Annotated in this window: 23 protein-coding genes and 1 pseudogene; 14 read left to right on the forward strand and 10 right to left on the reverse strand. The window is 71.7% G+C overall.

The features are described 5' to 3' along the window. Window positions 1-3: 3 nt before the first annotated feature. Window positions 4-1803, reverse strand: a complete 1800-nt coding sequence (locus tag IEY61_RS11525) for an AMP-dependent synthetase/ligase (protein ID WP_189043385.1) — start codon at window positions 1801-1803, stop codon at window positions 4-6. Window positions 1804-1949: 146 nt separating this feature from the next. On the opposite strand from IEY61_RS11525, the gene IEY61_RS11530 reads away from it, so the two are divergent. The 6 genes from IEY61_RS11530 to IEY61_RS11555 all read left to right on the forward strand — a co-directional run bounded on the left by IEY61_RS11530 (window position 1950) and on the right by IEY61_RS11555 (window position 7200). Further along, a complete protein-coding gene (locus IEY61_RS11530; RefSeq protein ID WP_189043387.1) occupies window positions 1950-2405 on the forward strand; it encodes an SRPBCC family protein in 456 nt (151 codons plus the stop codon). 40 nt (window positions 2406-2445) lie between these two features. After that, window positions 2446-3150, forward strand: a complete 705-nt coding sequence (locus IEY61_RS11535) for a hypothetical protein (protein ID WP_229705833.1) — start codon at window positions 2446-2448, stop codon at window positions 3148-3150. Window positions 3151-3219: 69 nt separating this feature from the next. Continuing rightward, window positions 3220-4167, forward strand: coding sequence for an ROK family glucokinase (locus IEY61_RS11540; protein ID WP_189043388.1), 948 nt, complete (start codon window positions 3220-3222; stop codon window positions 4165-4167). Window positions 4168-4169: 2 nt separating this feature from the next. After that, complete coding sequence (locus tag IEY61_RS11545; protein WP_189043389.1) at window positions 4170-4874, forward strand: endonuclease/exonuclease/phosphatase family protein; 705 nt, start codon at window positions 4170-4172, stop codon at window positions 4872-4874. A 92-nt stretch (window positions 4875-4966) separates the two neighbouring features. Beyond that, window positions 4967-6376, forward strand: coding sequence for a flavin-containing monooxygenase (locus IEY61_RS11550; protein ID WP_189043390.1), 1410 nt, complete (start codon window positions 4967-4969; stop codon window positions 6374-6376). Window positions 6377-6393: 17 nt separating this feature from the next. Beyond that, entirely contained in the window at window positions 6394-7200 is an 807-nt protein-coding gene (locus IEY61_RS11555; RefSeq protein ID WP_189043699.1) for an alpha/beta hydrolase, read from the forward strand. Between the two features lie 100 nt (window positions 7201-7300). On the opposite strand, the gene IEY61_RS11560 is transcribed toward IEY61_RS11555, so the two are convergent. Together IEY61_RS11560 and IEY61_RS11565 are read right to left on the reverse strand one after the other, a co-directional pair. Then, on the reverse strand, window positions 7301-8713 hold the full coding sequence (locus IEY61_RS11560; RefSeq protein WP_189043391.1) for an alpha,alpha-trehalose-phosphate synthase (UDP-forming): 1413 nt from the start codon (window positions 8711-8713) through the stop codon (window positions 7301-7303). 175 nt (window positions 8714-8888) lie between these two features. Continuing rightward, a pseudogene (locus IEY61_RS11565) lies at window positions 8889-9631 on the reverse strand (DUF308 domain-containing protein). On the opposite strand from IEY61_RS11565, the gene IEY61_RS31125 reads away from it, so the two are divergent. Beyond that, window positions 9530-9754: a hypothetical protein gene (locus IEY61_RS31125; RefSeq protein ID WP_229705853.1), complete on the forward strand. Its 225-nt coding sequence runs from the start codon at window positions 9530-9532 to the stop codon at window positions 9752-9754. The pseudogene IEY61_RS11565 and the gene IEY61_RS31125 sit on opposite strands and share 102 nt — an antisense overlap. Window positions 9755-9929: 175 nt before the next feature. Here the strand turns inward: IEY61_RS31125 and IEY61_RS11570 are convergent, their stop codons facing one another. Together IEY61_RS11570 and IEY61_RS11575 are read right to left on the reverse strand one after the other, a co-directional pair. Continuing rightward, a complete protein-coding gene (locus IEY61_RS11570; RefSeq protein ID WP_268240641.1) occupies window positions 9930-10148 on the reverse strand; it encodes a serine hydrolase in 219 nt (72 codons plus the stop codon). A gap of 480 nt (window positions 10149-10628) precedes the next feature. Then, window positions 10629-14198, reverse strand: a complete 3570-nt coding sequence (locus IEY61_RS11575) for an ATP-binding protein (RefSeq protein ID WP_189043392.1) — start codon at window positions 14196-14198, stop codon at window positions 10629-10631. 178 nt (window positions 14199-14376) lie between these two features. Here IEY61_RS11575 and IEY61_RS11580 point away from each other — a divergent pair, with 178 nt between their 5' ends. After that, window positions 14377-14586, forward strand: a complete 210-nt coding sequence (locus IEY61_RS11580; protein WP_229705835.1) for a hypothetical protein — start codon at window positions 14377-14379, stop codon at window positions 14584-14586. Window positions 14587-14644: 58 nt separating this feature from the next. On the opposite strand, the gene IEY61_RS11585 is transcribed toward IEY61_RS11580, so the two are convergent. Beyond that, window positions 14645-15337: a Crp/Fnr family transcriptional regulator gene (locus IEY61_RS11585; RefSeq protein WP_111219701.1), complete on the reverse strand. Its 693-nt coding sequence runs from the start codon at window positions 15335-15337 to the stop codon at window positions 14645-14647. A gap of 262 nt (window positions 15338-15599) precedes the next feature. Here IEY61_RS11585 and IEY61_RS11590 point away from each other — a divergent pair, with 262 nt between their 5' ends. From IEY61_RS11590 to IEY61_RS11615, 6 genes are all read left to right on the forward strand, one after another. Then, the gene (locus tag IEY61_RS11590) at window positions 15600-16097 is read left to right on the forward strand and encodes a polyadenylate-specific 3'-exoribonuclease AS (protein WP_189043396.1); all 498 of its coding nucleotides are present in this window, start codon (window positions 15600-15602) and stop codon (window positions 16095-16097) included. 341 nt (window positions 16098-16438) lie between these two features. Further along, window positions 16439-17467, forward strand: coding sequence for a 6-phosphofructokinase (locus tag IEY61_RS11595; protein ID WP_189043398.1), 1029 nt, complete (start codon window positions 16439-16441; stop codon window positions 17465-17467). A 162-nt stretch (window positions 17468-17629) separates the two neighbouring features. Beyond that, window positions 17630-18448 (forward strand): pyrroline-5-carboxylate reductase, encoded by an 819-nt coding sequence (gene proC, locus IEY61_RS11600; protein WP_189043400.1) that lies wholly within the window; start codon window positions 17630-17632, stop codon window positions 18446-18448. Window positions 18449-18474: 26 nt separating this feature from the next. After that, entirely contained in the window at window positions 18475-18825 is a 351-nt protein-coding gene (locus IEY61_RS11605; protein ID WP_189043401.1) for a DUF2203 domain-containing protein, read from the forward strand. A 635-nt stretch (window positions 18826-19460) separates the two neighbouring features. Then, window positions 19461-19814 carry a helix-turn-helix domain-containing protein gene (locus IEY61_RS11610; RefSeq protein ID WP_189043403.1) on the forward strand — a complete coding sequence of 118 codons (354 nt, stop codon included), beginning with the start codon at window positions 19461-19463 and terminating at the stop codon, window positions 19812-19814. Next, on the forward strand, window positions 19777-20316 hold the full coding sequence (locus tag IEY61_RS11615) for a PIN domain-containing protein (protein WP_189043406.1): 540 nt from the start codon (window positions 19777-19779) through the stop codon (window positions 20314-20316). Before IEY61_RS11610 ends, IEY61_RS11615 begins: the two co-directional genes overlap by 38 nt. A gap of 184 nt (window positions 20317-20500) precedes the next feature. Here IEY61_RS11615 and IEY61_RS11620 read toward each other — a convergent pair whose 3' ends face one another. The 4 genes from IEY61_RS11620 to IEY61_RS11635 form a co-directional block, all read right to left on the reverse strand. Beyond that, window positions 20501-20650 (reverse strand): hypothetical protein, encoded by a 150-nt coding sequence (locus IEY61_RS11620; RefSeq protein WP_189043733.1) that lies wholly within the window; start codon window positions 20648-20650, stop codon window positions 20501-20503. A 253-nt stretch (window positions 20651-20903) separates the two neighbouring features. Further along, on the reverse strand, window positions 20904-21806 hold the full coding sequence (locus tag IEY61_RS11625) for a glycine betaine ABC transporter substrate-binding protein (protein ID WP_189043408.1): 903 nt from the start codon (window positions 21804-21806) through the stop codon (window positions 20904-20906). A 101-nt stretch (window positions 21807-21907) separates the two neighbouring features. Continuing rightward, window positions 21908-22795 carry an ABC transporter permease gene (locus IEY61_RS11630; RefSeq protein WP_189043410.1) on the reverse strand — a complete coding sequence of 296 codons (888 nt, stop codon included), beginning with the start codon at window positions 22793-22795 and terminating at the stop codon, window positions 21908-21910. Then, the gene (locus IEY61_RS11635; protein WP_189043412.1) at window positions 22792-24126 is read right to left on the reverse strand and encodes a quaternary amine ABC transporter ATP-binding protein; all 1335 of its coding nucleotides are present in this window, start codon (window positions 24124-24126) and stop codon (window positions 22792-22794) included. The genes IEY61_RS11630 and IEY61_RS11635 overlap by 4 nt, the downstream gene beginning before the upstream one ends. Window positions 24127-24574: the final 448 nt, after the last annotated feature.

The raw sequence follows: 24574 nt of genomic DNA on the forward strand, positions 1-24574 counted from the left end.
TAGTCAGCCGCCGTAGATATCGGCGATTTCCGCCGCGTACGTCTTCTGCACGACCTGCCGTTTGACCTTCATCGACGGGGTCAGCTCGCCGGTGGCCTCGGTGAAGTCCCGGGGCAGGATCCGGAACACCTTGATCGCTTCGGCGTGGGAGACCAACGCGTTGGCGCGGTCGACGGCGGCCTGGATCTCCGCCCGCAGTCCCTCGTGCTCGCGCAGCGTCTCGACCCCGGTGTCGGCTGGCAGACCGGCCGCCGCCAGCCAGGCCGGGAGGGCCTCCTCGTCCAGGGTGACCAGCGCGGCGATGAACGGCTGCCGGTCGCCGACCACGACGCACTGGCTGACCATCTGGTGCGCCCGGACCTGGTCCTCCAGCACGGCCGGGGCGACGTTCTTGCCGGCGGCCGTCACGATGATCTCCTTCTTCCGGCCGGTGATGGTCAGGTACCCATCCCCGTCGAGCGAGCCGAGGTCACCGGTGCGGAACCAGCCGTCGGCGCTGATCGCCTCGGCGGTGGCCGCCTCGTTGCGCCAGTACCCCTGGAAGATGAGGTCGCCGGAGATGAGGACCTCGCCGTCGTCGGCGATCCGGATGGTGACGCCGGGCAGCGGCCGGCCGACCGTGCCGATCCGGATGAACTCCGGCAGGTTCGCCGAGGCGGCGGGGGAGGTCTCGGTGAGCCCGTACCCCTCGTAGACGGTCACCCCGATGCCGCGGAAGAAGTGCCCCAACCGGGCGCCGAGCGGCGCGCCACCGGAGATCGCGTCGCGGCACCGGCCGCCGAGCGCGGCCCGCAGCTTGCCGTAGACCAGCCGGTCGAAGAGCGCGTGCTGGGCGCGCAGGGCCAGGCCCGGCCCGGCGGAGGTCTCCAACGCCTCGCTGTAGGCGATGGCGACCGCCTCGGCGCGAGCGAAGATCTTGCCCTTGCCAGTGGCCTCGGCCTTCTGCTTGGCGCCGTTGTAGACCTTCTCGAAGACCCGGGGCACCGAGAGCACGAAGGTCGGCTTGACCTCCTGCAACTCGGCGATCAGCTGCTTGGGGTCGGGGCAGTGCGCCATGGTGGCCCGGGCCTGCACCACGCCGATCTGGATGAGCCGGGCGAAGGCGTGCGCCAGCGGCAGGAACAGCAGGGTCGACGCGTTCGGCCCGAACAGGTTGGGCAGCACCGGTACCGCGTTGGCGATGTCGGCGTACATGTTGCGGTGGGTCAGCACGCAACCCTTGGGCCGACCGGTGGTACCGCTGGTGTAGATGATGGTGGCGACATCCGACGAGCGCAGCGCCGCGCGCCGCCGCTCGATCTCGGCGGGCTCCACCGCCGCGCCGGCGGTCACGATCTCGTCGACCCCGCCCAGGTCGATCTGCCACAGGTGGGCCAGGTCGGGCAGCCGGTCGCGGACGCCGGCCACCAGGGCGGCGTGCGCGGTGCTCTCCACCACGGCGGCCACCGCGCCGGAGTCGGCCAGGATCCAGGCGGCCTGCTCGGCGCTGGAGGTCTCGTAGATGGGCACGGTGACCGCGCCGGCCGCCCAGATGGCGTAGTCGACCAGGGTCCACTCGTAGCGGGTCCGGCTCATCAGCGCGACCCGGTCACCCGGCCGCACGCCGGCGGCCACCAGGCCGCGGGCGACCGCCACCACCTCGTCGCGGAACTGCCGGCAGGTCACGTTCACCCAGCCGCCCGCCGCGTCCCGGCGGGTGAACTGCACCGCGTCCGGCGCGGCCTCGGCGTTCTCCCAGACCGGGTCGGTGAGGTTGGCCGAATCGCCGACGGTGACGATCGGTGGGACGGAGAACTCGCGCACCTGCACTCCCTCGTGCTCGCTCTGGCCGGGTCGCGGCCGCCTCTCCGGGCGGCTCCTGTCGAAACCTACCCGCCCCACCGGTCGAACGGCATTGCAGGTGGGCGGCGCGCAGCGCGGGCGCCCGCCAGACGGGTAGCCTCCCCCACATGGCGGACTCCTCCACCCAGTCGATCATCATCGGCGCGGCACCGGACCGGGTCGCGGCGGTCATCTGCGACTTCCCGAGCTACCCGGAGTGGACCGACGCGGTCCGCGCGGCCACGGTCGTCGAGGAGTACGAGGACGGCTATGCCAGCCAGGTTCGATTCGTCCTCGACGCCGGTGTACTGGCGGACGAGTACGTGCTGGCGTACTCCTACGCCGAGGACCTGACCCGCATCGAGTGGCACCTGGTGGCCCCCTCGAAGATGCAGAAGGCCCAGCGCGGCTCGTACGATCTGGCGGCCAATGCCGACGGCGGCACCACCGTGACCTACACCCTGGAGGTGGAGCTCGCGGTCGGGATGCTCGGAATGTTCCGCCGCAAGGCCGAAAAAATGATCATGGATGCCGCGCTGAAGCAGCTCAAGCGCCGGGTAGAAACACCCGATGCGGCGCAGTGACGGGTCCGGCGACCCGGTCGCCGGGGTAGAGGAGCCCAGCATGGGTGCAACGGATCCGGGCTCCGCCCGGGAAGAGGCGGAGCGGCTGGTCGCCACAGTGCTGGCCACCGTGCGACTGGCCGCCGCCGACCGCGACGCCGGCCCGTGGGGATCGCTCGGCCCGATGGTGACCGGTGTCCTCGGTCACGGCGGCGCCTCCGGGGCACCCACCGGCTCGTCGGGGGCCGGTTTCGCCACCGGCACGGCGGAGTGCTGTGTCTGCCCGGTGTGCCGGGGAATCGCCGCCCTGCGCGACCCGAGCCCGGAATTCGCCGAGCGACTGGCCACCGGCGCGGGCGATCTGGCCGCCGGACTCGCGAGCTTCCTGCGCGCCTTCGCCCCCGCCGAGCCCGCTGCGGAGGCCCCAGCCGGGCCCGCCGCACAGCACGCCGCCGAGCCCTCGACCGAGCCCTCGGGTGGCTCCGGCGCGGGTCCGGACAGCGACCACGTCTGGCGCGAGGCGACCCGCACCGGGCATGATTCTCAGCCGGCACCGGAGCGGGACGTCTGGTCGGCCGCGACCCGGTCGCCGGAGAACCCCGCCGCGCCCGTCGACGCCGCCGGGCCGGTCACGCCCGCCGGCCGCCAGGTGGTGCCCGCGGCACGGGTGCCCGACGGCGAGCCCGCACCGGAAAGAGAACCCGCGCCGGACGGGCCGACGCTGCCCGGCGCCGGGCAGCAGGGCGTACCAGGCGACGGAGCCTGACCACGGACGACCCGCCGCATCGGCCAGCGCCGGCGCGGGCGGGTGGCACAGCAGAGGGGAGTGGCAGCGGTGACGCTGACCATCGGAGTCGACGTGGGTGGCACGAAGGTGGCCGGCGGTGTCGTCGACGACACCGGCAGGGTTCTCGTGCAGGCCCGCCGGGACACCCCCGCCGAAGACGTGGGCAAGACCCGCGACGTCATCATCGAGCTGGTCACCGAACTGGCCACCGGGCACGAGATCCAGGCGGTCGGCATCGGCGCGGCGGGCTGGATCGACGCCAGCCGCTCCACGGTGCTCTTCGCGCCGAACCTGGCCTGGCGGGACGAGCCGCTGCGGGCGTACGTCAGCGCGGCCGTCGGGCTGCCGGTCATCGTCGAGAACGACGGCAACGTGGCCGCCTGGGCGGAGTTCCGCTACGGCGCCGCCCGGCACGCCGACGATTCGATGGTCATGTTCACCATCGGCACCGGCGTCGGCGGTGGCATCGTGCTCGGCGGCGAACTGGTCCGGGGAGCCAACGGCATCGCGGCCGAACTGGGCCACATGCTCACCGTCCCGGACGGGCACCAGTGCGGCTGCGGCCGGCTCGGCTGCATCGAGCAGTACGCCAGCGGCAGCGCCCTGGTCCGCTTCGCCCGCGCCGCCGCCCGACAGGAACCACACCGCGCCACGACGCTGCTGGCGTTGGCCGACGGCGAGGCCGAGGCGATCACCGGACCCATGGTGACGGCCGCGGCCAAGGATGGCGACCCGGTCTCCGGCGAGGCGTTCGCCCAGGTCGGGCGCTGGCTCGGCACCAGCCTGGCGGACATGGCGCAGATCCTGGACCCGCAGGTCCTGGTCGTCGGCGGTGGCGTCATCGACGCCGGTGACCTGCTGATGGGGCCGACCCGCCGGTCGTTCACCGAGGCGCTCGCCCAGCGCTGCCGGCTGCCGGTGGGCGAGATCCGCCCGGCCGAGCTGGGCAACTCCGCCGGAGTGATCGGCGCGGCCGACCTGGCCCAGCGGCTGTAGCGGTGACCCACCCCGGCGTGCCGTTGCGGGTGCTGTCCTACAACGTCCACGGCCAGCGCGACGACACCGCCGCGCTGGCCGAGGTGGTCCGTGGGGTCTCGCCGGACGTGGTGATCGTCCAGGAGGGGCCGCGTCGGTTCCGCTGGCGGACGAAGTCGGCCACGCTGGCCGCCTCCTTCGGCCTGGTCGTTGCCGCCGGTGGGCTGCCGTCGCTGGGCAACCTGCTGCTGACCAGCCTGCGGGTGCGGGTCACCGGCACCCGGTGCCGGCGCTTCCCGCTCACCCCCGGCCGGCACCTGCGCGGCGCCGCGTACGCCGACTGCGTGGTGGACGCCGCCGCGCGGTTCACGGTGGCCGGCTCGCACCTGTCCACCGATCCGGCCGAGCGGCCCGGCCAGGCCGAGCTGTTCAAACGCGACCTCGAAGCGGCGGCCCACCCGGTGATCGCCGCGGCCGACCTCAACGAGGAGCCGGGCGCAGCGGCCTGGACGGTCGTCGCCCGCCGGCTGACCGACGCGGCGGTGGCGGCCGACCGGGCCGACCGACTCACCTACTCCTGCGCGGATCCCCGGCGACGCATCGACGCGCTCTTCGTCGACCCGCGGATCACGGTCGTCGACTACGACGTGCTGGACACCCCGCTGACCCGCCGGGCCAGCGACCACTTCCCGGTCCTGGTCGACCTGCGGCTGCCCACCGACGCCTGACGACCCGCCGGCCACCGGGCTGGACATCCCGCGCCGTTGTCGGAAGGATTTCGCCCGACCCGGCACTCGTGCCGAGACGAAGGAGATCCCCGGTGCCCACCCCCACCGAGCACGGACGACCCGACCCGGAGACGACCGCGCTCGCCCACAGCCGCGACGGCCGCCCGGTCTCCGACCGGGGCGACACCATCTGTGTCATCGGCGCCGGAGCCAGCGGCCTGACCGCGATCAAGAACCTCGTCGAGCACGGCTTCGGTGTCGACTGCTACGAGCGGGAGACCGGCGTCGGCGGCGCCTGGAACTGGCGGCACGACCGCAGCCCGGTCTACGCCAGCACCCACCTGATCTCGTCGCGGCCGTTTACCCAGTTCCCCGACTTCCCGATGCCCGACGACTGGCCGGACTACCCGCACCACAGCCAGCTGCTCTCCTATTTCGAGCGGTACGCCGACCACTTCGACCTGCGCCGGCACATCTGGTTCGGCACCGAGGTGGTGCGCGTCGAGCCGGTCGCCGACGACCGGTGGGACGTGACCACCCGCAGCACCGGCGGCTACGGCCCCGAACGCACCTCCCGGTACGCCGCCGTGCTGATCGCCAACGGGCACAACTGGTCGCCGAAGCTGCCCCGCTACGAGGGGCTGGAGCAGTTCCGGGGCGAGGTCATGCACGCCTCCTCCTACAAGGACCCGGCGCAGCTGCGCGGCAAGCGGGTGCTGGTGGTGGGGGCCGGCAACACCGGTTGCGACATCGCGGTGGAGGCCGCGCAGCAGGCCTCCCGCTGCTGGCACTCCACCCGTCGGGGCTACTGGTACGCCCCGAAGTACGTGCTCGGTCGCCCGGCCGACCAGGTCAACGACACCCTGCTGGCGTTGCGGGTGCCGCTGCGGCTGCGGCAGTGGCTCTACCACCGCACGCTGCGGCTGACCGTCGGCGACCTGACCCGCTTCGGCCTGCCCAAGCCCGACCACCGGGTGTACGAGACGCACCCGATCGCCAACAGCCAGCTCGTCTACCACGTCGGGCACGGTGCGATCACCCCGGTGCCGGACGTCGCGCGCTTCGAGTCCCACTCGGTGGAGCTGGCCGACGGCCGGCGGATCGACCCGGAGCTGGTCGTCTTCGCCACCGGCTACCTGCCGCGCTTCGAGTTCCTCGAGGCGAAGGTCCTCGGCGACGACGAGGGTGTGGGCCGGCCCCGGCTGTGGCTCAACGCCTTCGTGCCGGAGCATCCCACGCTCGCGGTGGCCGGCCTGCTCCAGCCGGACTCGGGCCTGTTCCCCCTGGTGCACTGGCAGGCCGTGCTCTTCGCCCGGCTGCTGCGGCTGCGCGCCACCCGGCCGGAGCGGGCCGCCGCCTTCGCCGCCCGGGTCCGCTCCGGCGCCGGCGAGCGCTACTCGGGGCCGGTCAAGGACTCGACCCGGCACTGGTTCGAGGTCGGCCACGCCGACTACCTGCGCGCGCTGGAGCGTGCGCTGCACGACCTGGAGGGCGCCAAGTGAACGGTGAGCGGGTGCGAATGCTCCGGGGCTGGGAGTGGGCCCGGCCGGTCCGCCCGGTCCGGCGCGAGGTGCTCAGCGTCCTGCCCGAGCTGGAGGAGGGGCAGCCGCCGCTGCTGTTCGTACCCGGCTTCGGGCACGGTGCCTGGGCGTACGCCGAACACTGGCTCGGGCACACGGCCGCCCGGGGTTTCCCGGCGTACGCGGTGAGCCTGCGCGGGCACGGCGGCAGTGAGCCGGCGCCGGAGGCGACGTTGCGGGCGTACGCGCACGACGTGGTCCAGGTGGCGGCGGGCCTGCCGCGCCAGGCGGTGCTGGTGGGGCACGGCGCCGGGGCCCTGGTGGTCGCGCACGCCCTGGCCCGCTACCCGGCCCGGGCGGCGGTGCTGGTCGCGCCGGTGCTCGGCGGCTGGGCGACGTTCGGCGCCGCGCTGCGCCGCAACCCGCTCGGCACCCTGCCGGCGGTGTTCGGCGGCGGGCTGCGCCTGAGCCGCCGGCAGCTGTTCAGCCGCGAGACGCCCGACGCCGACGCCCGTCGGCACGCGGCCCGGCTCGGCCGGGCCGCCCGGCGGGCCCAGTGGCAGCTGCTCACCGGCGCCGACCCGGAGCCGGCGGTGGGCCGGCCGCCGGTGCTGGTGCTGGGCAGCCCGGACGACCGGGTGGTGCCCGCGTCGGCGCTGACCCGCGCGGCCCGGCGGTACGGTTCGGCGCCGCTGCTCTTTCCCGGCATGGGGCACGACCTGATGCTCGACGCCCGATGGCGGGAGCCGATCGACGCCATCCTCGACTGGCTGGTCAAGGACCCGACCCGCGGCGAGGTGCCCTGATCCGCGGCGAGGCGTCCTGATCCGCGGCGAGGTGCCCTGATCCGATCCGGATCGCCGTGACCCGGCCCGCGGCGAGGCGTTGCGACCCGGCCGGTGGTCGTCAGCCGCCGAGCCGGGTGAGCAGGGAACCGCCCTGGTCCAGCGCGGACAGGTAGGAGCGGGCCCAGGCGTGGATGTCGTGCTCGCGCAGCTGCTCGCGCATGGCCCGCATCCGCGCCCGCACGTCGGCCGGTTCGGCCCGCAACGCGGCGAGCAGCCCCTGCTTGAGCCCTTCCAGGTCGTGCGGGTTGACCAGGTACGCCTGCGGCAGCTCGGCGGCGGCGCCGGCGAACTCGCTGAGCAGCAGCGCGCCGTCGTCGTCCACCCGGGCGGCGACATACTCCTTGGCGACCAGGTTCATCCCGTCGCGCAGCGGCGTCACCGCCATCACGTCGGCGACCCGGTAGAGGGCGGCCAGCTCGGCGCGGTCGAAGGGCTGGGTGAGGTAGTGGATCGCCGGCTCGCCGACCCGGCCGAACTCCCCGTTGATCCGCCCGACCTCCCGCTCGACCCGGTCCCGCAGGATCTGGTACTGGCCGACCCGCTCCCGGCTGGGCACCGCCACCTGCACCAGCACCGTGTCGCGGACCTTGACGTGCCCGCCTTCGAGCAGCTCGCTGTAGGCCTTGAGGCGCTGCTCGATGCCCTTGGTGTAATCCATCCGGTCGACGCTGAGGATCACCTGGTCGGGGCTGCCGAGATCGTGGCGCAGCCGGCGGGCCCGCTCGACCACGTCCGCCCGGCCGGCCAACGCGGACATCTCGGCGGTGTCGATGGAGACCGGGAACGCCCCGATGCGCACCATCCGGTCGCCGATCGCGATCCGCCGGTCGGTGGCCGGCAGCCCCAGCACCTTCGTCACCAACTGGGCGAAGTTGTGCGCGGCCTGGGCCCGCTGGAAACCGACCAGGTCCGCGCCGAGCATCCCGCGCAGCAGCTCGGCCCGGCGGGGCAGCTGCATGAACAGCTCCGGCGGCGGGAACGGCACGTGCAGGAAGAACCCGATGCGCAGGTCGGGGCGCAGCTCGCGGAGCAGCCCCGGCACCAACTGCAGGTGGTAGTCCTGCACCCAGACCACCGCGCCGGCCTCGGCCACCTGCGCGGTCGCCTCGGCGAACCGCTGGTTGACCCGCTGGTACGCGTCCCACCAGCGCCGGTGGTGCTGCGGTTGCTCGACGGCGTCGTGATAGATCGGCCAGAGCGTCGCGTTGGCGAAGCCCTCGTAGTGGTCGCGCAGGTCGTCGCAGCTGAGGGGCACGCTGCGCATCCGGACGCCGTCGACGTCGGGCAGGTCGGGTGCCGGACCCGTCCCGCCGGCCCAGCCGACCCAGGTCGCCGGGGTGTGCCGCAGCAGGGGATGCAGCGCGCTCACCAGCCCACCGGGACTGCGGCGCCACTCGCAGGCGCCGTCCGGCGCCACACTGTCGTCGATGGGTAGGCGGTTCGCCACCACCACGAGGGAACTTTCTCGCATCTCGGGCATTCCGATCAGCAGGGGTGTGACCGCCGCGAGGAAGGAACAACCGGGCAGTCGACGGCGGACGTGACGTGCTGCGCTATTCCTACTGACAGTAAGTTACACCACTGTTACGTTCGCCCGTGCGGGCGGGTCCCGTCCCGGTATCCGGGCGGCTACCCCGCGCGGTGGCTCAGACGACCGCCCCGTCGTCGGGGTCGCGCTCCTCGTCGCCGGGGCGCAGCCGCCACACCAGCGTCACGAAGCCGGCGAGGATGCCGGTGAAGCCGAGCAGCGTCACCACGCCCCGGTCCGCGGGAAGCAGCCCGGGGAAGAGGAACAGCACGAACCCGACCACCACGGCGAGCACGCCGGCCACCGCGTACTTCGACACCCGGGGCAGCGGTGGGGGCGGCGGTGGGACGTACCGCTCCTCCGCGTCGGGGTCGTCGGGCAGGTCGGTGCCGAAGGTGTCCAGGCCGTCCAGCAGCGACGGCCCGTCACCGTCGCGGGGACCGCGCCCCACCGACACGCCGGAGATGTCGGCCGCGTACGGCAGGCGGCGCACATCGGTCGCGGTCGGCCCGGCCGGCTCGTCCCCGCTCGGGCGGGGGCATCGGCGCCCGGCCGGACAGCGGTGGCCGTGCCGCCGCCCCGGTCGACCGGGTCGTCCACGTCCTCCGCCGCCGGCCAGGGATGCTCGCCCGGCCCGGGCGAGGCGTGGAAACCGGCGACGATCCGGGCCCACTCGGCATCGATGTCCGGTTCCTCGACGGCTCGCCCGGAATCCGTCTCGTCGGCCAGCTGGCTGAGGTAGTCGCGGGCGGTGCTCAGGTGCGAACGATCCACGTAGAGCCGGTCGACCGGACGGGCCGGCACGGTGGTGGTGCGGGTGACCGGGTTCAGGTCCGCCGAGGGTTGCAGATAGGCGGCGATGCCGCCGGCGGCCAGCACGTCGAGCAGATGCTCGCCGACCCGCGGATCGACATCGCCGGCGACGGCGTACTCGCTCGCGTCGAGCCCGTTGTCCCGCCGTCCCCGGCGGGCCCCACCCGCTGACACCGGACCACCCTCCTCATCGCGCCGCTGGCGGCGCGCCCCGCGTCCAGCCCCGTCGACGCGCCCCCGCACGCCGTGCTCTGAATCGTGACACGTCCGAGGCAGGTTCGGGGAGTGCCTTGTGGCGCGGCGTACGCCGAGGCGCCCGGTCGCCGCCCGCCGCGCCGGCCGTTGGTCAGGTGAGCAGGTTGGCCACGGCGACGCGGATGGGGTCGGGGTTGGCCCAGCTCCAGTTGGGGTGGGCGCGGTTGCTGAGCAGGACCAGGACCAGCTTGCGGGTGGGGTGGACGAGTAGCGAGGTGCCGGTGAAGCCGGTGTGTCCGAAGGTGCTTTTGGTGGCGAGTTTGCCCATGAACCAGGGTTGGTTGAGGACGACGCCGAAAGTGGCGCCAATTTTTGATTAAGAGAGTCCGGCAGTAGGTGGTGGTAGCGAGGTTGGGGTTCAAGGCCTGGTGACGCAGTGCTTGGTGGGCGGCGCGAGTTGCGGTATGTCGGGGTATTCGGGCCCGCTGTGGCCGCGAGTTGCGGCATCTCGTGCGCAGACCACGAGTTGCGGCATCCTGCGCGACGGTGCCGGGTAAGAACCTCTCAGGCTGATCGGCCGGTCGCCTCGCGGTGGCCGGCGTGGATAGATGAACCGCACACAAGATCATCGGTAGTCATCGCCGCTATGCGGACTCTTGATGCTCATTGGGCACGTGCCCTGGACAAGATCTGGGAGCCTGGTGCCTGCTCATCCTGTAGGGAGAGGTTCGAGTGCGCCCAGCTTGATTGGGCTATCGAAGTTGTCGCCGATTTGGTGTCTGTGATGTTCCAGAAGCGATGACCTACGGACCGCCAAGATCAATCATGGCTGACCCTCTTGTTGTGTCCGTCAGCCGGCGAGGCGTTGGGTGTCGTCGGTGACTGGATGGGCCAGGGCGAGCAGGCCGGGGGCGGCGTTGCGGTGGGCGAAGGCGCGTACCTCGGCCAGCAGCGCGTCGGCCCGGGACGGATCACCGGCCGAGTCCTGCTCCCGGGCCGCGAGGGCCAGCGCCAGCATCCGGTCGGTCAGGGAGGGGATCCCGGCGTACGTCTCGGCGGCGGTCAGGAACAGGTCGGCAGCGTGGCGGTGGTCGCCGCCGGCACCGGTCAGCGCGCCGGTCACGGTCCGCAGCGCCGCCTCCGACCAGGGCGTACGGTGGCCGACCTGGTCGAGCATGGCGCGGACCCGGGCGGCCGGTTTGCGCCCGGCGAGGGTGGCCGCCCAACTGGCGGCGGCGATCCACTCGCCGCTGGCCAGTGCCGGCACCGCGCTCCACGCTTCGGCCAGTTCGTCGATCAGGGCGGCGGCCTCGTCGGTGTGCCCCTGCAGGGCCCGGCAGAGCGCGCCGATCGCCAGCATGGTCCAGTGCACCCGGTGGAAGCCGCTGCGCCGGGCGGTGTCCAGTGCGTCGGCCACGTCGTCGCTCGGCGGCGGAACGCCGGCCTCCATGGCAGCAGACGGAGTCCCGGCCGACGGGACCGGTTGGCCGCGCAGCAGCAGCAGGACCGCGCGCAGGCCGCGTACCTGCATGTCCCAGCTGCCGGACGGAGTGTCCACGAACGCGTCGGCGGCGGCCAGGAAGCGGCCGAACTCGCCCGCGAACCAGGACCGCAGCGCCTCGGCGGAGTAGCCGGTGGTCAACGTCTGCCCACTCGCGGCGCGGGCCGGGGCAGCCGACAGCAGGGCGTCGGCGCGCAGCGAGTCGCCCTCCTCGCAGATCGCGTACGACAGGTTCTGGATCGCCCGGGGCAGCGCGAGCAGCTGTCGGGCCCGGGCGAATTCGACGATGCGGTACAGCTCGTCCAGACCGGACCGGTCGCCGGCCTGGTAGCGGGCGGTCGCCGCGGTGATCCGGGCGTTGGTCCCGGTCTCGGTCAACCCCAGCCGCTCGGCGATCTCCACGGCCGTATCCGCCGCCGCCACCGCCGGATCCCGCTCGTAGTTGAGCATGTGCAACCGGCCCAGCTCGGCGTAGGCGTCCGCCTTCTGCGCGCTGTCCGGCAGCGGCTCGAACAGCTGCACGGCGCGATCCAGGCAGGCGAGCGCGGCCTGCCGGTCGGCCCGCAGCCACGCCGCCTGGCCGAGCAGCGTCCAGGCCCGCGCCGCACACGCCTCGTCGCCGTACGCCAGCAGCCGGTCGGCCAGCGCCCGCAGCTGCTCCGACCCGCCACCGGAGAGAAACGCGTTGCCGTCGCGGTGGAACGAGATCTCCGTGCTGAGCAGCTCCAACTGGAGCCGGCCCACCGGGTCGCTCTCGTCGGCCAGGCCGAGCGCCCGGGCGGCGTGACCGGCGGCGGCGTCCAGCCCGTGCAGCGCGTACGCCCGGCGGGCCGCCCGGTGCAGCGCGGCGCGTGCCGGCCCGGCGTAGCGGCCGGTCGCCATGCCCAGCGACCGGGCGATCTCGTGCGCCGCCCAGCGGTGGTGCGCCAGCACCTCGGCCAGGTCGGTGTCCCGGCTCTGCGAGAGCGTGTCCAGCCAGTCGGCCGTCCGCTCGTGCCGGGCCACCCGCTCGGTACGCGGCAGCCGCTGGTAGCACACGTCGCGCACCAGCACGTGCCGGAACCGGTACTCCGGCTGCCCGGCCATGCTGGAGGCGCCCTGTTCGTGGACGAAGTCCCGTTGCTCCAACCGGCGCAGGGCCCGCTCCACCGACTCGACCGGTTGCCCGACCGCGGCGGCCACCGCACCGGGCCAGAACTGCACCCCGACCACCGCCGCGGCCAGCAGCACCGCCCGGTCCTTCGCGTCGAGCAGGTCGACCCGGTTGGCGATGACCGCGTGCACGCTCTCCGGCATCGGCAGGTCCAGCTGCTTCTCCAGCGACCAGCCCCGCCCGGACTGGCGCAGCGCACCCTGCTCGATCAGCATCCGGACGTACTCGTGGGCGTAGAGCGGGTTGCCGCCGGCCACCTCGATCAGCGGGGTCAACAGGTCGGCGGCGAACGCGGCCTGGCCGAACATGTGCGCGTAGAGGGCGGCGATGCCGGTGTCCCGCAGCGGGGGCAGCGTTATGGTCACCGAACCGGTTATGGTGCCGGCCCAGCTCGGATCCCGCTCGACCAGCTCGGGACGCGCGGTGCACAGCAACAGCAGCGGTACGTCCCGGGCCGCCGCGCCGAGCAGCTCCACGAATCGCAGCATCGCGTCGTCGGCCCAGTGCAGGTCCTCGAAGGCCAGCACGGTGGGGCGGCGGGCCGCCAGCGCCAGCAGGAACCGGCGCCAGGCCGACTCCGCCTCCTCGGCGGGCAACGGCGTGCCGGGCAGGCCGACCAGCGGACGCAGGGCGTCGGTCACCCGGTCCCGCTCGGCGGGGCCGACCAACTCGCCGACGGCCGTGGTGAGCCGCTGCGCGGCGCTGGCGGCCGGGTCGGTGTCCAGGATGCCCGCCTCGGCCTTCACGATGTCGGCCAGCGCGGCGAACGTGACGTTCTCACCGAACGGCGGGCACCGTCCGGTGCGCCAGGTCAGCGGCTCGTCGACCAGCCGGCCGGTGTGCCGGTGCAGCTCGCGGATCAGCCGGCTCTTGCCGATGCCGGCCCGGCCGAAGACGGTCACCACCTGCGGCCGGCGGTCGCGCAGGCAGCGGTGCAGGGCGTTGACCAGCATGCCCAGCTCGTGCTCGCGGTCGATCAGCGGGGTGGCGTCCGGCTCCCGGTCGGTGGGCTGCTGGCGTACCGCGGACAGGGCCAGCCACACCTCGGTCGGCGCCGAACGGCCGCGCAGGGTGACCGGGGGCTGCTCGTCGTACCGGATGGTGTCCCGGGTCAGCGCGTGCGTGGCGCCGTCGACCAGCACCCCGCCGGGCGGCGCCACGGACTGCAACCGGGAGGCGGTGTTCACCACGTCGCCGGCGACGATCGCCTGCCCGCCGTCGCGCGCGGCGGCCACGTCCACCAGCGCCTCCCCGGTGGCCACGCCGACCCGGAAACGCAGCCCGTCGGTGCCGGTCGGGGTGAACCGGGTCAACACCCGCTGCAGCTCCAGCCCGGCCCGCACGCAGCGCAGCGCGTCGGTCTCGGTGGCCACCGGCGCGCCGAACAACGCCATCACCGCGTCGCCGATGTACTTCTCGACCACCCCGCCGTACTGCCCGACCACCCGCCGGGCCGCCGAGAAGAAGCCGGTCTGCATGCCCCGGACCAGCTCCGGGTCGGCCCGCTCGACGTACGGGGTGAAGTCGATCAGGTCGACGAAGAGCACACTGACCCGGCGGCGGTCCTCCTGGGGGGTGGCCGCCGGTCGGCCGCTGCCCGGTCGGGCAGCGCCGCAGGCGGTGCAGAAGGCCACGTCCGCGGCGAGCGGCCGCAGGCAGTGCGGGCAGACCGAGCTGAGCTCCGCCCCGCAGCCACCGCAAAAGCGGTCGCCGTCGGCGGCGGTGCGTCCACAGCGGTCACATCGCGCGGCGATGACACCCTCCACTGGCCGGGCCCCACGCCCACAGGCGCCCGAGGCGAGTATCCCTGACCAGCACAGTGTCGGGTACTGGGCTGTTGGCTTGTGGACACTGCACCAGCCTCCACCGATCCCGCGATAACGGCTAGATTCAGGCGGCCATTCGTCGATTACTGATCAGGGGGACAGTTTCATGGTCTACGTCATGCTGCAGAAGGAGTGGACCGACGGCAGCGGGGTCACCCACCTGGCCGGTGACTCCGTCGACGTCGACGCCGCCACGCTGGCCGCCCTCCAGGCGCAGGGCATCGTCAGCGAACAGGCCGGCTCCGGTGGTGGTGGCGGCAAGGACGGCAGCGAGTGGGTCGGACCGGGCGGCACCGAATGGGTCGGACCGGGCAGCACCAAGCCCTGACCACGGCGTACCAGGCGGGGGTCGAGGCGCGCCAGCGCCCCGGCCCCCGCGCGGCTTGTCAGCGTTCGTTCATCCCGGCGCGGCGGCGCAGCGCCGGCACGTCGGTGACCACGATCCGGCGGCCCTCGGTACGCAGCCAACCCCGGTTGGCGAACGACCCGATCGCCTGGTTGACGCTCTGCCGGGAACCACCGGCCATCTCGGCGAGCTGGCTCTGGTTCAGCTCGATGGTGATCATCGGGGCCTGGCTCTCGCCGGCGAGCCGGACCAGCGTCTTGGCCACCCGGCCGGGTAGGTCGAGGAAGACGTGGTCGGCGTTCTGCTCGGTCAGCCGGCGGATGAGCGCGCCGAGCGAGCGCATCACCGCGTCGAGGATGCGCGGATTTGAGTGCACCAGCTCCATGAAGGCGCCCCGGGACAGGGCGAGGGCGGTGCAGTCCTCGATCGCCTCGGCCGAGGCGGACCGGGTGGAGGCGTCCAGCAGGGAGACCTCGCCGAGCACATCGGGCGGGCGGATCACCGACAACACCGCCCGCTCGCCGGTCGGCGCGGTGCGGAACACCGCCACCGCGCCGCGCCGCAGCACGATCAACGATTCGCCCGGGTCGTTCTCCACGAACAGCAACTGACCCTTACGGTACGTCCGAGGCACCGCGGCGGCGATCACCCGCTGGCGGACCTCGGGCTCCAACCCGGCGAACATCTCGACACCCGTGAGCGCGTCGCCCGGCTCCGGCAGGCGCATCTCCACGGCCCCACCCCTCCCCGGTCTAGGACCCCAACTCGCTCACCGGGTGAGCCTGACGGCCCCTGACGAGGTGATCTGACATCCGTTCGGCGTCCGGCAGCGTACACATCAGATCATGACGCTCCGGTCGCGTGCTGTACACCCCTCAAATCGCTTCCGTGACCACTTCAGCTGCGAACGCCACCCGGACGGGCGCACTGGAAGCGCTCCCGGCCACCATGCCCCGCCCGTTCCGCCCACCTCGGCGTGGGCGAGGATGGCGGAGATGGCCTACCGCTACTTCTACGACTGCGAGTTCATCGAGGACGGCCGGACCGTCGAGCTGGTGTCGATCGGCGTCGTCGACGAGCACGGCCGCGAGTTCTACGCGGTCTCCACCGAGTTCGACGCGACCCGGGCGGTGCCCTGGGTGCGCCGGAACGTGCTGGACAAGCTGCCCTCGCCGGCCGACCGCGCCTGGCGGTCCCGGGAGCGCATCCGCGACGAGCTGTACGACTTCCTGGTCGAGCCGATCCGGGACCGGCCCGGCGAGGAACTGGAGCTGTGGGCCTGGTACGCGGCGTACGACCATGTGGCGTTGGCGCAGCTGTGGGGCGCTATGCCGGCGCTGCCCCGGGAGATCCCCCGGTTCACCAAGGAGCTGCGGCAGCTGTGGGATGACCGGGGCCGTCCGCGGCTGCCCAACGCCGCCTCGGCCCGGCACGACGCCCTGGTCGACGCCCGACACAACCTCGCCCGCTGGCGCGCCCTCACCGCCGGGTGAAAGGAAGGGCCCCCTTTTAACGCCTGCGGTAGAGGAAGGGCCCCCTATTAACAAGATCGGTGCGGGCGGCGAGCGCGGGCATCGGTGCGGGCGGCGGCGCGGGCGCGGGCGGCGGCGGGCGCGGGTCGGGTGGTGCCGGAGGCGCAGCGTCGGTGCGCGGGGAGCGGGGGTCGGCTACTGGCGGGTAGAGGTGGGGCGCGGTGTCGGGCATCCGACGGCGCCGACTACAGTCGCAGTGGCGGCCCGCCCCGGGCCGGCAACGGCGCCGATGGTCTGACCTGACACGTATCCTGGGGCTTGATCGGGCTTGACCAGATGCTCCCCAGGAGGATGAGCGAATCATGCGTATCGGCGTGCTCACCGGCGGCGGCGACTGCCCGGGTCTCAACGCGGTCATCCGGGCGGTGGTCCGCAAGGGCGTCGCCAACTACGGCCATGAGTTCGTGGGGTTCCGAGAGGGCTGGAAGGGGCCGCTGGAGGGGATCTCCCGCCCGCTGGGCATCCCGGAGGTCCGGGGAATCCTGCCGCGCGGCGGCACGATTCTCGGCTCCTCCCGGACCAACCCCTTCAAGATCGAGAACGGCGTCGAGCGGATCAAGGAGAACCTGGCCGCGCAGGGCGTCGACGCGCTCATCGCGATCGGCGGTGAGGACACCCTCGGCGTCGCCACCAAGCTGCACGAGCTGGACGTCAAGGTCGTCGGCGTGCCGAAGACCATCGACAACGACCTCGGCGCCACCGACTACACCTTCGGCTTCGACACCGCGGTCAACATCGCCATGGAGGCGATCGACCGGCTGCACACCACCGCCGAGAGCCACCATCGCACCCTGGTGGTCGAGGTGATGGGCCGGCACGCCGGCTGGATCGCCCTGCACGCCGGCCTGGCCGGCGGCGCCAACGTGATCCTGCTGCCCGAGCGGAAGTTCGACATCGAGCAGGTGGCTGGCTACGTCGAGAAGCGCTTCCAGCACCAGTACGCCCCGATCGTCGTGGTCGCCGAGGGCGCCCACCCGCTCGACGGGCAGATGGTCCTGCAGAACCAGGAGGTCGACTCGTTCGGTCACGTCCGCCTCGGCGGCATCGGCCAGTGGCTGGCCGAGCAGTTGGAGGCCAAGACCGGCAAGGAGGCCCGCACGGTCGTGCTCGGGCACATCCAGCGCGGCGGCACCCCGAGCGCCTTCGACCGGGTGCTCGCCACCCGGCTCGGCCTGCAGGCGATCGACGCCGCGCACGAGGGCGACTGGGGCAAGATGGTCGCGATGCAGAGCACCGACATCGTCCGGGTTCCACTCGCCGACGCCACCCGCGAGCTGAAGACCGTTCCGCTGGAGCGCTACGCCGAGGCCGAGGTCTTCTTCGGCAGCTGACCCGCACCGCTCCTGCCGCGCCCGCGCCATCCGCTCCGCTCCCGCCGGGTCCAGGTCACAGCGTCGCTGACGGATCTCCGATCGCGACGATGTCCCTGGACCCGGCGCGGTGCGAGTGGTGCGGGCCTGGTGGGGCGTGCAGGAGTGAGAGGAGTTCGCGGCATGGTGAGCGGTGGGCACACGGTCGCGGTGATCGGCGCGGGCAAGATCGGGGAGCTGATGCTCTCCGGGCTGTTGCGCTCGGGCTGGCCGGTGGACCGGCTGCTGGCCACCGCCCGCCGGCCGGCGCGGGCCGCGGAGTTGACCGCCCGGTACGGCGTACGGGTGGTGGACAATCTGACCGCGGTCGGCGAGGCCGAGGTGCTGGCCGTCGCGGTCAAGCCGCAGGACGCGGCGGCGCTGCTCGACGAGATCGGCCCGAAGGTGCCGGCCGACAAGCTGGTGATCTCGCTCTGCGCCGGTCTGCCCAGCAACTTCTTCAGCCGCCGGCTGCCGGAGGGCACCCCGGTGGTCCGCGTCATGACCAACACCCCCGCCCTGGTGGACCAGGCGATGACCGCCATCTCCGCCGGGGTGCACGCCACTGGCGAGCACCTGGCGTTGGCCGAGGAGTTGTTCAAGCCGCTGGGCGCGACGATCCGGGTGCCGGAGAGCCAGCAGGACGCGGTGACCGCGCTCTCCGGCTCCGGCCCGGCCTACTTCTACCTCCTGGTCGAGGCGATGACCGACGCGGGCATCCTGCTCGGCCTGCCCCGCCAGGTGGCGCACGACCTGATCGTGCAGACCGCGATCGGCTCGGCGGTGATGCTGCGCGACTCCGGCGAACATCCGGTGAAGCTGCGCGAGGCGGTCACCTCGCCCGCCGGTACCACCATCTCCGCCATCCGCGAGCTGGAGAATCACGGCGTACGCGCGGCGTTGCTGGCCGCCCTGGAAGCGGCCCGCGACCGGGCCCGGGAGCTGGCCGCCCAGGCGGAGTGAGGCCGGCCCGGTGCCATACTGACGCGGTGTTCACACTCGCCCAGGCCCGACACCTGGTGGCTACCCTGCGCCCTCGCGTCGACGAGCTGATCCGGGTCCGGGCCGACCTGGCCGAGTTGCAGACCGACCTGGCCGCCCACGGTGTCAGCGCGCTAGGGGGCCGGCCCGAGGTCAAGGGCCTGGAGGCCCGGCTGTACGCGATCCTCGACGAGCTGCGGCAGCACGGCATCGAGGTCAAGGGCGTGGCGCCGGTGCTGCTCGACTTCCCCGGCGAGCGCGAGGGCCGGCCGGTCCTCTGGTGCTGGCTGGAGGGGGACACCGACGTGCGCTGGTACCACCGCGCCGACTGCGGCTTCGCCGGCCGCCGCCCGACCTGACCCTCGTCACCGGGCTATCGTTGCTGACCGCGGTGGTGGGAGTTGAGCTATCCGCGTCGCCTGGTCTCGAGAGGCCACTCCAGGCTCACTGTCTCGTCGCGGCCCTGCCGGTCGAAAAAGGCCTGGAGTTCACGCTTCTGCTCGGCGTACCACTTGATCTGCGCCTGATGCAGAGCGTCAGGGCGCAGTCGGGCGATCCGTTCATGACGAGCCGCGATCGATACCGCCATGTCGACCGCCGCGCGCGCGTCACTCGAAGCGTCATGAGCGTTTGTCAGCTCGACTTCGTAGTACGTGCACAGGTCGCCCAGCTGCCGGCTGTCGTACCAGCGGGGCTCGACCTCCCCGTGCAGGATCGAGGGGTCGATGATGGCGGCGCGGTCCCAGTCGACGGCCGGGAGACCGTGGCGTGCCAGCTTCGGTGTGCAGCGCCGTGACGTCGTAGGGGCGAACTATCGTTTCTTTCGTTTTGGCGGGTATGCTGGAAGCGGGACACGGCCTGGCTGGAGGATCTTGTGACGGTGGTGCCTTCGGGAGGGCTGGAGCCCGACGGTGAGGAGCTGAGGCTTTTCGCTCGGCGGCCGCTCCGTGGGCGGCGACTGCAACTCATCGTCGACGGGGCGGAGCCGGTCGAAGTGCCGCCGGTGGTGGGTGAGGCTCTCGCCGAAGTCGTGTCGATCCTCGGTCGCGGGCGGCCGGTCCGGGTCATGGCGGAGAACGTCGAACTATCGACCGGAGAAGCTGCCGCGATTCTCGGCGTGACCAGGCCGACGGTGGTCAAGCTGATGAACGACGGGATGTTGCCCTACACCCGGCCAAACTCCAGTCGTCGGGTCGCACTGCATGACGTGCTTGCATACAAGGAGCGGCGGTCGAGGGCGCGCCGCGAGGCGCTGGACGAGTTGACCGCAGACGCGATCGACATGGGCGTCTACGACGAAGCGATCAGGCGTGGCCGCCAACCGTCAGATGATCAGCTCGGCGCGTGAACGGAATCTGATGATCGTAGCGGTGCTGGACGCCTGCGTTCTCGTGCCCAGTGTGCTTGCCGACACCCTGCTGCGCTGTGCTGAGCAGGACCTGTATCGCCCCGTTTGGTCACGCGCCATCCTTGACGAGGTGCGGCGGAACCTTCCGCCCTCGGTTCGCGCTGGCAAGGCCGATCGCCGCATCGAGGTCATGCGGGAGCACTTCCCGAAGGCGATGGTCTCGGGATATGAGCAGCTGATCACCGAGATGGCCAACGATCCGAAGGATCGCCATGTGCTCGCTGCCGCTGTCGCGGCCGACGCGGAGGCGATCGTCACGGCCAATCTTCGTGACTTTCCGGACCACGCCGTCGCACCATATGCGATCGAGGTGTTGCATCCGGACGACTTCCTCTGCGGACTGCTGGACGCGGAGCCGGAACTGCTCGTGAGCATCATCGTGCAGCAGGCAGAAGCGACAGGGAAGGCGGGCGCCCCAGGCTCGGGGTCGAGGACATCCTGAGTGGTCTCGCCGGATGCCGGGTGATGCCGGGTTGCCCGATTCGCCCATCTGGTCTCTGCGGAACTGACGAACGGCCGGTAGCGCTGTCCCTTGGCTATCGGCTGATCCGGAAGCTTCTTGAACGGCGAGTATCGGATGAAGCACTTGGTCCTTGAACGCTACGACGCCATGACCGAGGCTGTTCTCATGGGACGATCGTGTCTACCGGTTCTCGACTCGCCACCCGACCGCGCAGCACCGCGCGGTGTTCGGGCAGGGTGTCGGCGACCAGATCCCGATAGCGGAACAGGAACCGCAGAGCCGAAGTGTTAGGCGAAGACAATCCGTCGCTCATACCAGCGAGCCTCCGAGAGGGGCGGGACGTCCGGGCAACGTGAGCGCCGCTCCGGAGAACCCTCTGTATACCGGAGCGCGACCACAAGCGACATCCTTTGTCCACGCTGGCCGCTCGGAAGCCGACGGTAGCTCCGTCTTGTTCGAGGGGGTCCGGTACGGGCTGCTGGTACGCACCTGTCTGGAGGTGTTATGCGACGCCGGTGACGGGGCTCGGGCCCCGCCACCGGCGCAGCTGATCGCTCAGGGGGCGGTCAGGAGGTGGCGCTCAGCGTGCCGGCGAAGTCCGGGTTGGCCTTGAGCCACTCCTCGACGGCCTTCTCCTCGTTGTCCTTGTGCACGTTGAACATCAGGTCCTCGAGCGAGCCGAGCTGCTGGTCGTCCATCTTGAACTTCTTCAGCATCTCGGTGACCTCGGGGAAGTCCGCGCTGAAGCCCTTACGGCCCAGCGTGTTGATCTCCTCGGCCCCACCGAGCGTGCCCTTCGGGTCCGCCAGGTCCTTCAGCGGGTACTTCGCGTAGGCCCAGTGCGGGTGCCACAGAGTCACCACGATCGGCTTCTGGCCCTTGATCGCGCCGTCCAGCGCGGCCAGCATGGCCGGGGTCGACGACGTCGTCAGCTTCAGCTTGCCGGTCAGGCCGTACTCCGGGATGACCTTGTCCTGGGTGGCGGCGGTCAGGCCGGCGCCGGCCTCGATGCCGATGATCTCGCCGTTGAAGGTGCCGGCGTTCGCGGCCAGGTCCTCCAGCGAGTCGATGCCGGTCACGTAGTCCGGGACGGCGATGCTCAGGCTGGCGTTGTCGTACCAGACGCCGAGCTTCTCGATCTTGTCGCCGTACCGCTTCATGTAGTCGGCGTGGGTCTGCGGCAGCCAGCTGTCGAGGAAGAGGTCGATGTCACCCGTCGACAGGCCCTGGTAGACGACCCCCGCCTCGACGTTCTTGAGTTCGACGTCGTAGCCCTTCTCCTCCAGCAGGTTCTTCCAGAGGTAGGAGGTGGCGATGGCCTCGTCCCAGGCCATGTAGCCGATGCTGATCTTCTTGCTGTCGCCGGCGGAGCCGCCGGAGTTGCCGTCGCCGCAGGCGGCGACGCCGGTCAGCGCCAGGGCGGCGGTGGCCGCCAGCGCGACCCGGCGCACAAATTTACTGCTCCACATGTGGAGTTTCCTTCCCTCGTTGCTGTGCACCGGCGGAACTCGTGGTGAACGAGGCAGGGCGCCGGCATCGGTGACTTCCCTGCATGGGTCAGGTCAGTGGATCAGGCTTGTTGCATGGCGCGTTGCGCCTTCGCCGCTGCGGTACGCGCGCCGATCGAGTCGGTGAGGCGGTCGAGCACCACTGCCAGGATCACCACGGCAACGCCGCCCTCGAAGCCCGCGCCGACCTGAGCCCGGAAGAGTGCCGTCGTGATCACCTCACCGAGACCACCGGCACCGACCATCCCGGCGATGACGACCATCGACAACGCCAGCATGATGACCTGGTTGACGCCGGTCATGATGGTGGGCAGAGCCAGGGGCAGTTTGGTGCGCAGCAGGATCTTCCACGGCGAGGCACCGAACGCCTCGCCGGCCTCGACGACCTCGCGGTCGACCTGACGCAGGCCCAATTCGGTCAGGCGTACCCCGGGCGGCATGCTGAACACCACGGTGGCCAGCGCGCCGGGCACGACGCCGACACCGAAGAAGAAGATGGCCGGGATCAGGTAGACGAAGGCAGGCATCGTCTGCATCAGGTCCAGCACCGGTCGGACGACTGCCGAGGCGCGGGGATTCTCCGCGATGAAGATGCCCACCGGTATGGCGAGCAGCAGGGCGAGCCCACTGGAGACCAGGACCAGCGCCAGTGTGCTCATGGTTTGTTCCCAGATCGGCATCCCGGCGACCAGGCCGAGTCCGAGCGCGGTGCCCAGGCCGAACTTCCAGCCCCGTAGCCACCAGCCGAGGCCGGCGAAGATCAGCACCATGACGATCGCCGGGGGCGCGGTCAGCAGGCTCGCCAGCGGTTCGACCAGCGAGTCGACGGCGGCGGCGATGCCGTCGAAGAGGGCGGAGAGATGCTCCCTCGACCAGTCGACGCCGGCCTGGAACGCGTCGCCGACCCGCACGTACGGCAGTAGGTCGTTGAGACCGTCGGCGCTGTTCATGCGGGCCCTCCCGTCAGGCGGACCGGAGCCTGGGCATTCACCTGGACCGGTACCTCCGGTGCGGCCGTGACGTTTGCGGCCGGTGCCGCGCCGGTCACGTCGGCGGGTTCGGGCGTGGCGGTGTTCTCGCTGATGTCGGTGCTGAGGCTGCCCAGGGCGCTGAGCAGCGTGACCCGCGGAATCACCCCGGCGAGTCGCCCGGCTGCGTCGACCACGGCGACCGGGGCCGGGCTCTCCGCGCAGGCGGCGAAGATGTCGGCCACGGGTGTGTCGTCGGCGACCGTGCGGACGTACTCGGTCGACACGATCTCCTGGAGGTTCTGTTTTCCGTCCCGGACGGCCTGTGCGGCCTCGTCGGCGGTCACCGTGCCGACGAACCGCTTGTCCCGGCCGGTGATGTAGACGGCGGACGTCTGGGTCTCGCGCAGCACGCGGGCGGCCACCCGGGGGCCGGAGTTCACGTCCACGACGCCGAGCGGTCGTTCCATGACCGCCGACGCGGTGAGGATCCTGGTCCGGTCGACGTCGGCGACGAACTGGGCGACGTAGTCGTTGGACGGGTCGGTGAGGATCTCCTCGGCGGTGCCGATCTGGACGATCCGACCGGCCCGCATGACCGCGATGCGGTCGCCGAGGCGCATCGCCTCGTTGAGGTCGTGCGTGATGAACACGATCGTCTTGCCGAGCTCGGCCTGTAGTTCGAGCAGTTGGTCCTGCACCTCGCGGCGGATGAGCGGGTCGAGCGCGGAGAACGCCTCGTCCATGAGCATGATGTCGGTGCCGGCGGCGAGCGCGCGGGCCAGGCCGACCCGCTGGCGCATGCCGCCGGAGAGTTCCTGCGGCAGCTTGTCCGCCCAGCCGTCCAGGCCGACCATGCGTAGCGCCTGCAGTGCCTTCTCCCGGCGCTCGTCGCGGGGCAGGCCCGCCACCTCCAGCGCGTAGCCGGCGTTGTCCAGGACCGACCGGTGCGGCTGGAGCGCGAAGTGCTGGAAGACCATGCTGATCTTCTCGCGGCGCAGCTTGCGCAGCGCGGCCGGCTTGAGCTTGGTGATGTCGACGCCGTCGACCTCCACCGTGCCGTGCGTGGGTGCGAGCAGGCCGTTGAGCATCCGGATCAGGGTGGACTTACCCGAGCCGGACAGGCCCATGACCACGAAGATCTCACCGCGCTTGACCTCGAAGTTCGCGTCGACGACCGCGGCCGTGACCGGTAGCCCTGCCAGCTTCTCGTCCTGGTGTGCGCCGTCTCTGAGGAGTTCCATCGCCTTGTCGGCGCGGTTTCCGTAGACCTTGTACAGCGACTTGACTCTGAGTGCGGACACGGTCTCCATTCCAAGGGGCATACGGTACGACGACCATTTCAGGTGACGTACGCAGTCGCGTATCTACGACAATCTCTGTGTCGTAGGGCTGCCAGATTCAGGACAGCCCCAGGGTGGGCGCCTCGACCCTACCCGACGGCTGTCAGCGCACGACGACCCTCTTTGCCGCTCCGTCGCATGGGCCACTGTCATTGGATCGCGTCGTGACGCCGAGCTATTTGTGTGCAGCACTGGTCGACGGAAGCGCAATTCAGGTATGGAGAATCGCAAAGCCAGTAGGACCTCCGATGGCTGGAATTTCCAGGGCATTCCAGCCGATAGGGGGCAGCGTCCGTTGCGGCAGGTGGCGCTGCCATCACGCCGTGTTCCCGTGCGGGGTGGCCGATCCGCGACCTCCGAGGCCGGTGGTGCCGGGTTTTCTGCCGGCGGGGGCCGGTGCGCCGTTTATCGGGGGAGT

It is taken from the genome of Micromonospora sonchi, from assembly GCF_014646235.1.
Classification (GTDB): Bacteria; Actinomycetota; Actinomycetes; order Mycobacteriales; family Micromonosporaceae; genus Micromonospora; species Micromonospora sonchi.